Genomic DNA, 14,165 nt, shown 5'->3' with positions numbered 1-14,165 from the left:
CAATAGGTATCTTGATTGACTGCTATTTAACCCATACCTCCACACGGTTGTTTTTGTTCGCGTATGCCGTATTTGCATTGGTTGCGACAGGGTTTATATCACCATAACCACCCAGTTCAATGGAGTTGCGGATGCCTGCTGTGAGCAGAGCCTCTTTCACCTTGTTGACACGTAACTCTGACGTCAAACTGGCACGTATCTGGTGGCTGGTTTCACTTGAAAAGCCGAACAAAATAATTTGCTTGTTGGCATTTTCCGGTTGTTCCAAAAACAGTTTCAAACGTTTGACATCGGCCCTGGCTTTGTTGTCCAGGTCCATGGCATCGGCCCGAAAGCGAAAGTTCACTGACAGACGTTTTGAGCTTTGAGCGAGAACCCGATAACCAACAGGCATATCCGGGGTTGGATGATTTTGATAACTCAGAATATTTTGTGAAACAAATCCGGTTTGCTCAACGATGTTCTGACCTTCGGGGCCGGTAGCGAAGTTTAGAAAGTCATTCACAAACGGATTGTTGCTGTCAGCTTTATAAAAATAAAGCCTTCTGGCGAGAGGATAGTCCTCAGTGGCAATAGTTGTGGTATCCGGATAAAAAGCGTTGGCTCCCATATCATTTACTTTGATGGCCTTGGCGTTGTTAATGGTCGCCAGGGCCGTAAAGCCTATTCCTCCCAGATCCCGTGCTACCTGATCAGAAAGTTTCTCGTTGGATTCGAATCGTTCGGCTTTGTCTGATAGCTTATAGCCGCGACCCAGTACCTGACTGTCAAACGTATCATAAGTACCTGACTTGTCGTCCCGGGCATATACATGAATAGGGCGGTCTGGTCCGCCAATTTCGGACCAGTTGCTGATCTGCCCTGAAAATATCTGTCCCAATTGGTCAATATTTAAACGCTCTATGGGGTTGTTGCGGTGTACGATAATGGCAAGGCCATCAATCCCCAAAACAAACTCATGCATACCGTCGACCATATTGATCTCAGGGAATAAACTGCTTTCCTTGTTTTTAACCGGGCGCGATGCCGCCGCCAGATCAGCTTTCTTCGACTGTAGCCCCTTGAATCCGGTGCTGGATCCATGGGCCGCGACATAGACGCTGACCCGCCTGTTATTAAAAAAACCACTAACTATCTGTTCGTTCTCTACACCCGAAGCGTTAATTTCTGTATCTTTCACCCCCTTGGTGATCAGGTAAGCTTTAATAAGATTGGGGCCGAGATGTGCGCCTATGGTATTAGAGCCATGAATCGTAAATAAAGGGGTGTTGTCTGGGATTTTTCCGATTGCCTCCAAAGTCGTTGCTAAACACAGTACAGGTGTACAAAGAAATAATAAAAGAAAGGTGATTTGTGCCTTTTTCATAGATAAAGCTATGCCTCCACGTTAGACCGCGGCGGATACTAAATAGTAAATATGATGGTTGCATTAAATTGGAGTATTCATGGGGCTTCTGTTCAATCCGGTATCAAAAGTTCAAAAAGACCGGAAGATTCTGAAAAAAATCGATAAGGAGCTGGCGGTCAAAAGTCTGCCCAGTATGCTGAGCTATTTTGTCGTGTTTTTGCTGGTTGACTTTGCCATGGGCTTTAAGCTGGAAACACGAATGATCAGTTATGTCATTGGGATGACGATTCTGGTTATTGCCATTCTTCGGATTTTCTATGGTCTCAGGTTTGATGGTATCTATGCCAAAGGACCACATCGCTGGCGTACACATTTTATGGCGCTGTCTTTGCTGAATGCAGTGATTTGGGGAGGGATTCAGATCTTTATCCTGTCCAATGCCCAATTCTTCCAATCAGAGACCCTGATGTTGTTGTATAGCTCGGCGATTACCGCAGGCACGATTACTTTGTATTCCTGTTATATCCGTTATGTGCGGGCTTTCGTATGTCTGGTCCTGATTCCTCCGGCGGTGTTTCTATTCTTTCGTGCCAATATCCTTGATTCCATCCTTGCCGTGGGAATGTTGGTTTATCTGATATTTTTACTGCGTCAGGCCCAGAAGCTATACACCAGTTTTTGGGACCGGGTTGAGTTTTCCCAACAGTTACAGCAACAGGTTGCTTTGTTGAATGCATCGCGTATTGAACAGGTACAGAGGGCTGATGTTAACGAGAACGTACTGCACACCCTGATGGGTCTCATCAAGACACCATTACAAGGGGTGCTGGGTATGTTGTCGCTGGTTAAGCAGTCACGTCTGGATAATGATCAGCGTCAGGCGCTGGAATTAGCTACTCAGTCTGGGGATGCGTTGGTGGCGCTGATGACGGACCTGGAAGACTACTCAAAGATACAGAGCGGTAATTTTCAACTGGATTTTCAGTATTTCGACTTGCGTAAGTTTACCGAGAATCTGGCTGAGTCATTAGGACATCAGGCCCATGAGCTCGGATTGGAACTGAGTTATCTCTATGACATCAATGTTCCTTCGCGGGTTAACCTGGATAAGAAGCACGTGGGGCAGGTTATTCAGAGCCAGATCCAGTTGGCGCTGAACTTTGCCAGCGACAATGAAGTCGTGTTCAAGGTGTCTATGGAAGATTCCAAAAAACTCGGCTCAGTACTTAAGTTTTCGGTGTATTTTGAGTCGATAGAGCTGGATATCGAAGAGCTTCGTCGCTCCAGTACTGGTTTATTGCTGGAAGGCAGCGAAAATATTGATAGCACGGCCTTGTCATTGATGATTTCCACACGTCTGGCGCAGATTATGGGTGGCGATCTGGCATGCAACGAAATAGAAAATGCGGTCTATTCGGTAGTGTCGTATGTGCCTTTGGAAGCGTCGAGTCAGCAGATTGCACAATTTCAGTCCAGTAAAGAGCTGGAGCAGAAAACCCTTTGGCTGGTTGCCATGCCACCGAGAGCGGCCAAAGGTTTGGCAGGGGAAACCAGCGCCTGGGGAATGCAGGTGGAACAATTGCCGACTTTCGACGCACTGTCAGAACGACTGTCGGAAAATCCTGATTTCATTCTGCTAAATCTACCGCTCAATGAGCACGATGAGACGTTGTTGGCATTTCTTGAGCAACTTTATCAACATAAAAGCGAAAATACTTTGCTCATTTTATATGGAGCCGTCAAAAGTAAAAATGCGTTGATTGACAGATTGGGCCGGGTGCCGTATTTAACCAAGCCGGCAGGCCGTTACTCTCTACATGATGCTTTTTTACAGTTGAATGAGGAAAAGCAGGAAGGCATTGTAGAGGGTGATATAGAGGATAACGCTCATAAGCTTATTCTGTTGGCCGAGGATGATTTGGTCAGTAGAACCGTAACGGAATCAATGCTGAAAAAGCTGGGATACCAGGTTGTATCTGTGGAGAATGGTCGAGAGGTCGTAAACGAAACCCAAAAACAAAAATATGACCTAGTCCTCATGGATTGCTTAATGCCCGTGTTAGATGGCTATGGAGCCGCTAGAATGGTACGGACGATGGAAAACAACCAGTCCAGGGTGCCGATACTGGCGTTGACCGTTCGAAACAGCGAAGAAGAAAAACGGGAATGTCTGACAGCAGGTATGGATGACTTTATCTCCAAACCCATAACACTTGAGGAACTGGCCAGCGCACTCAAACGCTGGATAGGTTGATTAAGCAATGACGGAACAACACCACCACACGAAGATGGATAAGTTAGTGACTGAGAGTGTACACGTAGAATCAAGAGCCCGGTTGCCATTCAGTTTTGCCAAGCGCAAGGGAGTGGTTATCGACTTTAAAGAAGATGATCGTCCCAAATTGCTCTATCGGGTCGATGTGGCATTAGAGTCTCTTCAGGAGGCCCGGCGTTTTGCAGGTGTGAATCTGGTCCCGGAACAGGTGACAGAAGAAGATTTTAACCTTGCCCTCAACAGGATATATCAGAGTGACTCGGGTGAAACCATGCAAATGGTCGAAGACCTCGGGGATGAAATGGATCTCCGGAGTTTGGCCGATGCGGTACCTGAAACTGAAGACCTGCTGGAGCAAGAAGACGATGCGCCAATTATTCGTTTGATTAATGCGTTGCTTTCAGAGGCTGTTAAAGAAGGTGCCTCTGATATTCACATTGAAACCTTTGAGCGTAAGTTGCTTGTCCGATTCCGGGTTGACGGTGTTCTGCGTGAAGTGGTTCAACCAAAAAGGGCGTTGGCACCTTTATTGATTTCCCGCATCAAAGTTATGTCGAAGATGGATATTGCTGAGAAGAGAGTACCTCAGGATGGACGGATTGCCCTGCGTGTGGCGGGCCGAGAGGTGGATATACGGGTGTCAACCATACCCTCAAACTATGGGGAGCGGGTGGTATTGCGTTTGCTGGATAAGCAAGCTGGCAAGTTGGATTTAAGCCACCTGGGAATGAACAAGCGAGCCTATGATGATATCAAGAAGCTGATTACCAGACCGCATGGGATCATTCTGGTTACCGGGCCTACCGGCTCTGGTAAAACCACAACGCTCTATGCATCTTTGGAAGAGCTGAATAATCAGGTCCGAAACATCATGACCGTTGAGGATCCGATTGAATACAGTCTTCCCGGTATTGGTCAGACACAGGTCAACACCAAAGTGAATATGACTTTTGCACGTGGTTTACGGGCGATTCTGCGTCAGGACCCAGACGTTGTGATGATCGGCGAGATTCGTGACCTTGAAACTGCCCAGATTGCTGTGGAAGCTTCTCTGACGGGGCACTTGGTGCTATCGACATTGCATACAAACAGTGCCATTGGATCTGTTACCCGCTTGCAGGATATGGGGGTTGAGCCGTTTTTGCTGTCCTCATCATTAATCGGTGCCTGTGCGCAGCGTCTGGTAAGGACTCTTTGTCCGGATTGCAAACAAGAAGTGAAAGCCGATAAAGCTGAATGTGGTTTTTTGGGGGCTGATCCGGCTAATCCACCGACTATTTATTACGCCAAAGGGTGTGGCCAGTGTCGCAATACCGGTTATAAAGGTCGACTTGGTTTATATGAAATTGTGAATGTAACGCCCACGTTACAGCGTTTGATTCACACCCGAGCCGGTGAGCAGGAACTGGAGGCTGAAGCTCGTAAGTCGGATCCAAGCATATATCATGATGGTATCGCAAAGGTGCTTCAGGGATTGACGACTGTTGAAGAAGTATTACGTGTTTGTCGTAAGGAGCTCTAGTGGCCGCTTTTGATTATATTGCCATTGATGAAAAAGGTAAGCGTCGTAAAGGGGTTCTTGAAGGCGACAGTCCGCGTCAGATCCGGCAAATGCTCAGAGACAAAGGATGGTTTCCGGCAGAGGTAGAGCTGGTCAAGGAGAAAGGTGGAAATGCCTCTTTAGGTCGCAAAGGCCCGTCAGTATCCAGTGCGGATCTTGCTTTGCTGACCCGGCAGCTGGCAACCTTGGTTGGTTCCGGTATGCCGTTGGAAGAATGTCTGAAAGCAGTTGCGGAGCAAAGCGAGTCAGCCAAAATTCGATCCATGATGATGGCCGTTCGTGGGAAAGTACTCGAAGGGCACACCTTGGCCCAGGCTTTTGGAGAATATCCGCGTGCTTTTCCACATCTTTATCGTGCAACAGTCGACGCTGGTGAACAATCTGGCCATCTCGAAGCCGTCATGGATAAACTGGCCGATTACGTTGAAGGCCAGGATGCCACCAAGAAAAGCATTCAGATGGCGGCCGTGTACCCTACGATCCTGGTGGTGATTGCTTTCTCCATTGTGGTTTACCTGCTCAATACCGTTGTCCCCAAGATTCTTGACGTATTTATATCGAGTAATCAGGAACTCCCCAAACCAACCCAGATATTATTATCCGTGAGTGACTTTGTCCGAGCCTATTGGTTGGGGATGGTTGTATTGGTGATTTTGCTGATATTTTTTAATATCTGGTGGGGGCGTACACCTGGAAGGAAGAAAATTAAGGACCGGTTCAAGTTAAAACTGCCCTTAATTGGTAAAATGATTAAAGGTTTTAGCACTGCCAGATTCGCGAGCACACTAGCGACATTGGGAAGCAGTGGGGTACCGCTCGTTGATGCCATGCGAATCGCTTCGCAGGTTATCGGCAATCTTGAGATTCAGGAAAAAGTGACCGTTGCTACCCAGAAGGTTAGTGAAGGGGAGTCTTTGAACAAATCTCTGGCTGCGACAGGCTACTTTCCTCCGATGATGATTCACATGATTGCCAGTGGCGAGGCCAGTGGTGATCTTGAGCGAATGCTGGAGCGAACAGCAAATACCCAGGAGCGAACTCTGAAAGAATTAATTTCCACAATGTTGACTCTTTTGGAGCCGTTAATGCTGGTGGTAATGGGTATGATCGTGATGTTGATCGTTATGGCCGTGGTTCTGCCAATCGCTCAGCTAAATTCAAATATTTAAATAAGTAATAGAGTAAGGAAATGATGAACAATAAACAGACTGGCTTTTCGTTACTGGAATTGATGATTGCTGTATTGATTATGGCAGCGATTACAGGATTGGTTGCACCGATGTATTTTGGTCGTCAGGATGAGGCCAACCAGAAACTGGCTAGGACGGATTTAAAGACAATAGAAACTGCACTCGATATGTATCGCCTGGATAATTTTGTTTATCCGTCAACTGATCAGGGTTTGGATGCCTTGTTGAACAAGCCTAGTGGCAGTCCTGAAGCCAAGAACTGGCGTGGCCCTTATATCAAAACAGCACCAAAAGATCCCTGGGGTAATCCATACGTATACATAAACAATGGCAGTGGATCTATTGAGATCGTTTCATATGGTAAAGATGGTCGCGAAGGCGGTGAAGAAGCCGATGCGGATATTAGCAGTATAAATTAATTATGAAACGGGCGGAGACTGGCTTCACCCTGATAGAACTGATGGTGATGTTGGTGATCCTCGGGGTTGTTGTTGGAGCGATTGCCACGTCCGTATCAGTTTATGATCCGGTTAAGCAGAATAAAAAGCTGGCGTTGAGTATGCAGACGCAATTTGATAACGCCCAGCAGTTGGCGATTTTGACTGGTCAGGATATTGGTCTGGTAATGAGCGGAGACCAGTATTTATGGTTGGCTGGAGAGATGTTGACGGAGAGAACTTCTGGTGAGCGGTATGTTAACTGGTCTCCAGATGCCAGCGCAGTAGAGAGTCAATTGTTTGAAGTACATGATATTCCTGAAGATGTTGCCTATGAATTTTGGGTTGATGATCAGGAGTTGCCTCTACTTGATGACCTTCCTGATTTTTCTGACGAGGATGATCAGCCGGATCAGTATATCAATCCAATTACCCCCCTGGTGGTTATTCGCAGCGATGGCGAGTCTGATCCCCCATTCAGTATTGTGATCAAGTATCAGGAAAATCCGGTGTGGTTGCTTGATTCTGATGGTTACAACCCATTGGAGCTGGAGGCCTATGCGCAGAACCCGTAGTAACGGTTTTACCTTGATTGAGGTGATGGTGGCACTGGCTATTTTTGCTCTGGGAGCAATCAGCTTGTCATTGGCGAGTAGTTCGGCCGCCGAAAGTGCCCGACGCCTTGAAGAACGTATGTTTGCGCGTTGGGTGGCTAAAAATGAAATTGCCGAGATACGTTTGGCTAATACCTTTCCCGCATTGGATGAAACTAAAAAGACGGTCAAGTATGTCGGGCGGGAGTGGACACTCAAAGTGAAAGCGTTACCGGTACCGACGATGGAAGACAAGGTTGACTACATTCGGCAGGTTGAAGTTGAGGTTTATTTAAAGCAGTCCCCTGATCAGCGAATAGATCTGCTGGTGACGTACGTGGGTAAAGTATGAAGCAGCAGACAGGCCTTACCCTGGTTGAATTACTTATTGCGATTACGGTTTCTGCGGTGTTGGCACTTTACACATTATCACTGGTGAGCAGCGTGACTGATGGACGCAGGCGCCTGGAAGAGGCAAATTTTCATCTGGATCAGTTGCAAAGAGCTGAAAGTCGCATAGAAACGGATATTCTTGAACTGGACCCTGAGCGTCCGGTAAAAGATGACTACGGTCAAACTCAAAATTCCATTATCGCTAACTTTGAAACTTTTTTGACGTTCACCCGCAAAGGTTGGTCGCAATCTCTCTTACAGCTTAAGGACAATCCACGAAGCCAATTGCAGAGAGTCAGTTATGAACTCGCGGCTATGAGTGACGAACGTTGCAGTCGGGCGATTATTCCTAATCAACGTCTGGATCAAAAGAATCTGGAAGGATACTGTCTGATTCGTGCCTACTATTTTCATCTGGAGCACTCCAGTTATGATGATCCAAAAGAAGTGGCAATTCTTGGTTATGTCAAATCACTTGATTTTGAGTTTGTTTATAAAGATTCAGACAGTAATCTGGTGACGACCAAAGAATGGCCACCGGCTGGTGCAACTGGTGATGAGCGTCCAGTTCTGATCAAGATGACGCTTGAGCATCAGAAATATGGTGAGATAACCCGTGAATGGCTGGTACCTCAAGGGTGGCCAAAAGGAACAGACAATGCCGACGCGAAATAGGTTATACGTCCATCATCGCGGTGTTGCGCTGGTGCAGGTGTTATTGATCCTGACTTTATTGAGTCTGGTTGCAACCAACATACAGCTGGCGCAAAGACAGAGTCTGGATCGTTCTGTATCTGTGTTGATGCGTGGGCAGGCCAGAGAGTATCTGTTGGGGGCTGAGAAGATGGGGGCTCAGCTCTTATATTTTGATGGTACTGTGACCATGCCTGGATCCAAATATGATAATACCAAGTTTGACGACTTGGCCAATCAGCTCTGGAATGGTAGTAGTACAGATACAGATACAGATACAGGTCTAATTGGACCTGTTTTGTTGGGGCAAGGACGTGAAACCGAACTGGAGCAGGGCATGGCTATGGTCCAGGTCACCGATTTAAACCGTCGTTTCAATATAAACTGGCTGAGTGATCAAAACCCTGATGCGGATTTGATGAAAAGTTCATTTTCAAGGTTGCTCGATGCATTGGGAATAAATACTGCCCTGGCAGACTCGGTGCGCAATTGGTTTCATCAGGATAGTGGTGCGGAATATCTGTACACCACAAAGGAGCCTCCTTATTTCCCGCCGGTAATGCCCATGTCAGATATTTCGGAGTTGCGGCTTGTGGATGGCATGACAGATGACTTTTATGACAAGTTAAAAGATTATGTGTGTGCGTTACCGGTTGATATGCGGTTGAATGTCAATACTGCGAGCGCTGAAGTGCTGCAAACTGTATCCAGTTCCTGGACAAATGATAATATTCAGAAGATTGTTGACTCTCGGAAAGATGCTCCATTTATGTCCATTGATGAAATGATCAACACAGTCGGATTTACTGAAGATGAATTGAAAGGGTTGGATGAAGACATGTTGACCATTAACTCGGATTATTTTTTGGTACATGCTGAAGTTGACCTTGAAGATAGATTGGGGCGTTTGAATATTCCGTTTTATATACAGAGCGTGCTCTATCGTGACCAGAATAATGCAGTCGAACTGCTATCAAGGAATCTGAGCGTGACTCCTTTGGACAATACCGCAGTCTCTGAAACTAATACTCAAACACAAGTAAATATAAACTGATGCAAGACTTACTCACGATACAGCTGACTGAGCAGCAAGACACCATAAACTGGTTATTGATTAACCAGGGCCATCGTCAGCCCGATCAATCAGGTTCTTGGGAAGACCTGAAATCCTATCTGGAAAATGAGGGGAGCACTGAGCCGAAGGTTGCTCTGATTATTCCAATTGAAAAATCGGTGTTCCTGGAAATGGTTCTGCCACCGGGTCAAGCGAAGTATGCCGCGAAGGCAATTGACTTTGCAGTAGAGGAAAAGCTCTCCCAGGATCCGTCGCTTTATCATCTGGTACCCAGAGGAAAGCCCAAACAAGGGAGTCTATCGGTCATTGCCATTGATAAAGAGTGGTTTGCTACTCAGCTTCAGATCCTTAAGGAGGCAGGGCTCGAAGTTGTACAGTGTTTTATTGATGCTGAGATTCTGGTTGAAGCAGGGGCTATTCACGTCATTCAGACTGACCGCTCCATGGTTGTATCTTCCCCCAGTCACTGCCTGAGTGCGGATGTCAGTTGGCTGGGGGCGTTGCTTCCTAAGGCCATGGAACAGCATGAAGATAAACCCCTCAAGTTAACTTTGCCTGAAAACAGCGAGCAGGAAAATATTATTAAGGCTCAGGTGATGTTGTCAGCGGATCAGGAGCTAACCACTGAATACTATACCGGCACATATTTAGGGTTTCTGGTTGATAAGCTGCTAAGCAGCCATCCAGCCCACTCTTTGTTGATCGGTGAGTTTGGCGGTAAGAAAGAGCAATCCCAATGGCTTAATGCGTTAAAACCCGCGGCTATTGCGGCAACCGTATTGCTGGTCGCAGGTCTCAGCTTCCAGGTTGTTCAAGGGTGGCAGGCGGCGAGACTCTCAGAAGCATATCTGCAGGCCAACGAGAAACTGTGCAAAGATATTTTTGGGCCACAGAAACGGTGTCGGGAGAATCTGATTAAACGGGAAGTTCAGAACCTCATCAGTCAACCCACAACCACCACAAGTGCGGCTTCATTTCTATCACTGCTGGAGGATTTCGCGTCTATTAAAGGCCAGGAAACGCTGATTTCCTTGAGATATACTCAAGACAAGCAAGAGCTGTTGATGGTTATTCTGGATCAGGATTTTCAAAAACTGGAACAGATAAAATCCAAGCTGGAAGGGAAAGGTTATAACGTTGAGCTATCTGCCAGCCAGGATAAAAATATGACGCGTGGAAACTTCAGAATTACCGGGAAAGTATCAAGTTGATGAACAATTTAAAACTCAAATGGCAGCAACTGGCTGAGCGTGAACGTCAGGTTGTAATAGCAACGGCAGTCCTTTTTTCAGTACTGCTGGTTTGGTTTGCGATAATCACTCCTGTGCTTGGATATAAATCCGATAAGGTTTCCATGCTTGAATCCCGCACAGAACTATACGATTGGTTGTTGAAAGTTGGACCGCAAGCAAAAACGATTGCACAAATGAGTGGTGTCGCTGCAAGCAATTCGAGTGATGATGGTGGAGCCCTGTCGTCCTTGGTTAATAAAGTCGCCCGCGATCAGAAGTTAAAGTTACAGCGCTTTGAAAATGATGGTCGCAATGGTTTGCGGATCTGGTTCGATGATGTTGAGTTTGATGTATTTGCCAAGATGATGCTGGAACTGAATAAACAAGGCATTGTCGCTGACCAACTGAGCGTGGAGAGTGGCAAGAAATCCGGCATCGTTAATGTCAGAGGAGTTCTGGTCAGACAATAAAAGCCTTGCTGGTAAGTTATTACCTTCAATGCTAAGGTAATTGATACAGTCTGTAAGGTTAATAGCTTTCCAGATCAGACTTAGTGCTGTCAGGTGTGATGACTTTCTTCAGAAAGCGATTTTCACGCAATTTTCGTATTCAATAATAATAACAAAGTCGAATATTTGGGGGAGATTTGCATATGTCGTCAGCTGTGTCGAGTGATCTCAGCAGTTACAAAGTCGTAACTTTGGACCGTTCCATATCCAGACAGGCCCGGTCCTTGCTCTATCATTGTTATCGTCATGAACCCACTTTTCAGTTGCTGTTACAGCATCAAAGTCCGGGCTATAAACAGCGTATCAGAGCCACTATTCGTGAGTTAATCAAATTACATTTTGATCGCAATGAAACCGTTTTTGGGGTTGTGGATGAGGTCCACGATCATTTGGCAGGGATTGCTTTTGTATCTGATATTGAATTGAAAATGGATCTTTCTGACCAGTTTATGTGGCGCCTGAAGATGTTTTTGACGACTGGTTATGAATGCACGAAGGGATTTATTCAGTATCTCACTGAGGTTCAACAGGCGATTCCCTCAAAACATCATCGCATGGTTAATTTGATTGGGGTACATCCCGATTATCAGAGGTTGGGGCTTGGGCGCATGTTGATGGACAGTATCCATGAATATTGTGCTAAAGATGAAAACTCTATAGGTATATTTTTGGACACTGGTAATCGACGATATTCCGATTTTTATAAATCCATGGGTTATAAGGTTTTCAAGACGGTCAAAGTGGGAGAAATCGAAGAGGCTGTTTTTCATAAACCTTGTGAAAAGCACAAAAATTCTGTCATGTAAATGCCTATCCATGATACTGAGATATAAGCCGGATTATTCCGGCTTTTTTATTTGTGGGTAATGATCGGGGCTACACCAACGGTTTTCTCGGAATAGTGTCGATGGACAACACAAAGACCTACGATAAGTAAAAGTTTATGAGCCATGGATAACTGATTTGAGTGGATTGTTGGTATTTAAAAATCGCCCTTGGTGTGGCCTCGTTCTTTGAGTGCATCCCTTATACAATAATGTGGTTCAGAATATAGAGAGTAAGTGGCGATGTTTGATTACGATTTGCTGGTTTTAGGTGCTGGATCAGGTGGCGTAAGAGCTGCTCGGTTTGCAGCTGGTTTTGGAGCAAAAGTAGGAATTATTGAAGAGCTTTATCTTGGTGGGACTTGCGTCAATGTAGGATGTGTACCGAAAAAATTGTTTGTCTACGGCTCGGAGTTACGGTCCTCTTTTAAGCTCATGAAAAGCTACGGCCTTAACGTTTCAGAGCCCGACTTTGACTGGCCAATGTTAAGAGACAATAAAACCCGGGAAATCAGTCGATTGAATGAAATCTATAATGCGATGCTAACCAATGCTGGTGTCAATATTATTCACGGTCGCGGTGTGTTGAAAGATCGGCACCATATTCAAGTGGGTGATGATGTTTATTCTGCCAGAAATATTCTGATCGCTGTTGGCGGATGGCCATTTCTTCCTGATATTCCTGGTCGGGAGCATTTAATCAGTTCTAACGAAGTGTTTTATCTGGATGAATTTCCAAAAGATATTGTCATTATTGGTGGCGGTTATATCGCCGTGGAGTTTGCGGGTATTTTTGCGGCGTTAGGCGCTAATGTTCAACTCCATTATCGTGGACCGCAAATTCTTAGAGGGTTTGATGATGAAGTCAGAGAGTTTGCGGCAGATCAGATTGCCGGTAACGGTGTAGATATTCGTTGCCAGTCTAATCTGACAAAGGTTGAAAAAACCGATAATAAGCGATTAAAAGTGACGTTTAGTTCGGAAGCGGAAGAACGTGTGTGGGAGTGTGATCAGGTGTTGATGGCGACGGGAAGAAAACCTAAGACCACTGATCTTGGCCTTGAAGGTGTGGGGGTTGAGTTGGATTCGTCTGGAGCGATTAAGGTTGATGAACACTTCAGGACCAGTGTCGATAATATCTATGCATTAGGTGATGTGATTGACCGGGTTGCATTGACACCGGTTGCTCTCGCGGAAGGAATGTTTGTTGCGCGCCATTTATTTGATGACAAAACAGCCACCGCCGTTGATTACAGTAATATCCCCACGGCTGTATTTAGTCAGCCAAATATTGGCACGGTCGGATTGACTGAAGAACAAGCCAAACTTATGCATAAGCGTGTTTTGGTTTATACCTCAAATTTCCGTCCTATGAAATATACTTTGTCCGACAAACAAGAACGCTGTTTTATGAAGCTACTGGTTTGTGGTCAAACGGATAAAATACTTGGTGCGCATATGGTTGGTCCTGATGCTGGAGAAATTATCCAGGGAATCGCAATTGCTATAAAGGCAGGTGCTACAAAAAAAGATTTCGATCAGACAATTGGAATTCATCCTACCAGTGCCGAGGAATTCGTAACCATGCGTGCCCCCAGTCGAATACATGAGGAATAAGCCTGGGGATTGAAGTGGTTAATCTTCAGAGCTTTTGAACGAAACTATTAACCCAGCAATTAAATAGATCGTGCTGATCTCTTTAATTGTCGCCCCAAGAAATCTGGGGTGTTACGCGAAACACTGAATCGTCGGACGGCTTAATTTGCGGGGGCTCGCATTGGCTATGGCCAATGGTGTTGGTTCGACATCTCGGTGCATTCCTGCATCACGCTATTAATCCGACACAAAGACTTGCCAGGTTAATAGGATAGGGCAAAAATCTGTGCAAAGTGGGCGCTTTATATAAACCTTAAATGTCCGGTTTGATCAGATTTTTGTCCATAATTAGTGGCGCATCGCTGATAACAAAATTATGTTTCAGCTCGTTTCAGACCCAACGATAGTATTTCTCCACGGGCTCCGTATTGAATAAGCT

The 14,165-nt window shown here is 45.7% G+C and carries 13 protein-coding genes; 12 read left to right on the top strand and 1 reads right to left on the bottom strand.

The genetic code is table 11. From position 1 onward, the window contains the following. Positions 1 to 22: 22 nt before the first annotated feature. The gene (locus YC6258_RS17240) at positions 23 to 1,366 is read right to left on the bottom strand and encodes a substrate-binding domain-containing protein (protein WP_082070771.1); all 1,344 of its coding nucleotides are present in this window, start codon (positions 1,364 to 1,366) and stop codon (positions 23 to 25) included. 79 nt (positions 1,367 to 1,445) lie between these two features. Here YC6258_RS17240 and YC6258_RS17235 point away from each other — a divergent pair, with 79 nt between their 5' ends. The 12 genes from YC6258_RS17235 (at position 1,446) to gorA (ending at position 13,747) form a co-directional block, all read left to right on the top strand. Next, positions 1,446 to 3,602, top strand: a complete 2,157-nt coding sequence (locus tag YC6258_RS17235; RefSeq protein ID WP_044618034.1) for a response regulator — start codon at positions 1,446 to 1,448, stop codon at positions 3,600 to 3,602. 34 nt (positions 3,603 to 3,636) lie between these two features. Continuing rightward, a complete protein-coding gene (gene gspE / locus YC6258_RS17230; RefSeq protein ID WP_044618033.1) occupies positions 3,637 to 5,145 on the top strand; it encodes a type II secretion system ATPase GspE in 1,509 nt (502 codons plus the stop codon). Beyond that, complete coding sequence (gene gspF, locus YC6258_RS17225) at positions 5,145 to 6,353, top strand: type II secretion system inner membrane protein GspF (protein ID WP_044618032.1); 1,209 nt, start codon at positions 5,145 to 5,147, stop codon at positions 6,351 to 6,353. The genes gspE and gspF overlap by 1 nt, the downstream gene beginning before the upstream one ends. A 20-nt stretch (positions 6,354 to 6,373) precedes the next feature. Next, positions 6,374 to 6,793, top strand: a complete 420-nt coding sequence (gspG, locus tag YC6258_RS17220; protein ID WP_211264555.1) for a type II secretion system major pseudopilin GspG — start codon at positions 6,374 to 6,376, stop codon at positions 6,791 to 6,793. A 2-nt stretch (positions 6,794 to 6,795) separates the two neighbouring features. Further along, positions 6,796 to 7,386 (top strand): prepilin-type N-terminal cleavage/methylation domain-containing protein, encoded by a 591-nt coding sequence (locus tag YC6258_RS17215; RefSeq protein WP_044618030.1) that lies wholly within the window; start codon positions 6,796 to 6,798, stop codon positions 7,384 to 7,386. Further along, a complete protein-coding gene (gene gspI, locus YC6258_RS17210; RefSeq protein WP_052830376.1) occupies positions 7,370 to 7,756 on the top strand; it encodes a type II secretion system minor pseudopilin GspI in 387 nt (128 codons plus the stop codon). The genes YC6258_RS17215 and gspI overlap by 17 nt, the downstream gene beginning before the upstream one ends. Beyond that, positions 7,753 to 8,472 carry a type II secretion system protein GspJ gene (locus YC6258_RS17205; protein WP_044618029.1) on the top strand — a complete coding sequence of 240 codons (720 nt, stop codon included), beginning with the start codon at positions 7,753 to 7,755 and terminating at the stop codon, positions 8,470 to 8,472. Before gspI ends, YC6258_RS17205 begins: the two co-directional genes overlap by 4 nt. Then, complete coding sequence (gspK, locus tag YC6258_RS17200) at positions 8,456 to 9,544, top strand: type II secretion system minor pseudopilin GspK (RefSeq protein WP_044618028.1); 1,089 nt, start codon at positions 8,456 to 8,458, stop codon at positions 9,542 to 9,544. Before YC6258_RS17205 ends, gspK begins: the two co-directional genes overlap by 17 nt. Continuing rightward, entirely contained in the window at positions 9,544 to 10,776 is a 1,233-nt protein-coding gene (gene gspL, locus YC6258_RS17195) for a type II secretion system protein GspL (RefSeq protein ID WP_044618027.1), read from the top strand. The genes gspK and gspL overlap by 1 nt, the downstream gene beginning before the upstream one ends. After that, positions 10,776 to 11,267 (top strand): type II secretion system protein GspM, encoded by a 492-nt coding sequence (gspM, locus tag YC6258_RS17190; RefSeq protein WP_044618026.1) that lies wholly within the window; start codon positions 10,776 to 10,778, stop codon positions 11,265 to 11,267. Before gspL ends, gspM begins: the two co-directional genes overlap by 1 nt. Positions 11,268 to 11,569: 302 nt before the next feature. Beyond that, positions 11,570 to 12,112 (top strand): GNAT family N-acetyltransferase, encoded by a 543-nt coding sequence (locus YC6258_RS17185; protein WP_169748988.1) that lies wholly within the window; start codon positions 11,570 to 11,572, stop codon positions 12,110 to 12,112. A 261-nt stretch (positions 12,113 to 12,373) separates the two neighbouring features. Continuing rightward, on the top strand, positions 12,374 to 13,747 hold the full coding sequence (gene gorA / locus YC6258_RS17180) for a glutathione-disulfide reductase (RefSeq protein WP_044618024.1): 1,374 nt from the start codon (positions 12,374 to 12,376) through the stop codon (positions 13,745 to 13,747). Positions 13,748 to 14,165: the final 418 nt, after the last annotated feature.

Origin of the sequence: Gynuella sunshinyii YC6258, from assembly GCF_000940805.1 — a bacterium.
Lineage (GTDB): Bacteria > Pseudomonadota > Gammaproteobacteria > Pseudomonadales > Natronospirillaceae > Gynuella > Gynuella sunshinyii.
The sequence above is the reverse complement of the archived record's forward strand: the minus strand, read 5'-3'. Positions and strand labels throughout refer to the sequence as shown.

Excerpts from the sequence above, each read along its gene's own strand:
- YC6258_RS17240 (WP_082070771.1), bottom strand. The coding sequence starts at position 1,366 with ATGAAAAAGGCACAAATCACCTTTCTTTTATTATTTCTTTGTACACCT.
- YC6258_RS17235 (WP_044618034.1), top strand. The coding sequence starts at position 1,446 with ATGGGGCTTCTGTTCAATCCGGTATCAAAAGTTCAAAAAGACCGGAAG.
- gspE (WP_044618033.1), top strand. The coding sequence starts at position 3,637 with ATGGATAAGTTAGTGACTGAGAGTGTACACGTAGAATCAAGAGCCCGG.
- gspG (WP_211264555.1), top strand. The coding sequence starts at position 6,374 with ATGATGAACAATAAACAGACTGGCTTTTCGTTACTGGAATTGATGATT.
- YC6258_RS17215 (WP_044618030.1), top strand. The coding sequence starts at position 6,796 with ATGAAACGGGCGGAGACTGGCTTCACCCTGATAGAACTGATGGTGATG.
- gspI (WP_052830376.1), top strand. The coding sequence starts at position 7,370 with ATGCGCAGAACCCGTAGTAACGGTTTTACCTTGATTGAGGTGATGGTG.
- YC6258_RS17205 (WP_044618029.1), top strand. The coding sequence starts at position 7,753 with ATGAAGCAGCAGACAGGCCTTACCCTGGTTGAATTACTTATTGCGATT.
- gspK (WP_044618028.1), top strand. The coding sequence starts at position 8,456 with ATGCCGACGCGAAATAGGTTATACGTCCATCATCGCGGTGTTGCGCTG.
- gspL (WP_044618027.1), top strand. The coding sequence starts at position 9,544 with ATGCAAGACTTACTCACGATACAGCTGACTGAGCAGCAAGACACCATA.
- gspM (WP_044618026.1), top strand. The coding sequence starts at position 10,776 with ATGAACAATTTAAAACTCAAATGGCAGCAACTGGCTGAGCGTGAACGT.
- gorA (WP_044618024.1), top strand. The coding sequence starts at position 12,374 with ATGTTTGATTACGATTTGCTGGTTTTAGGTGCTGGATCAGGTGGCGTA.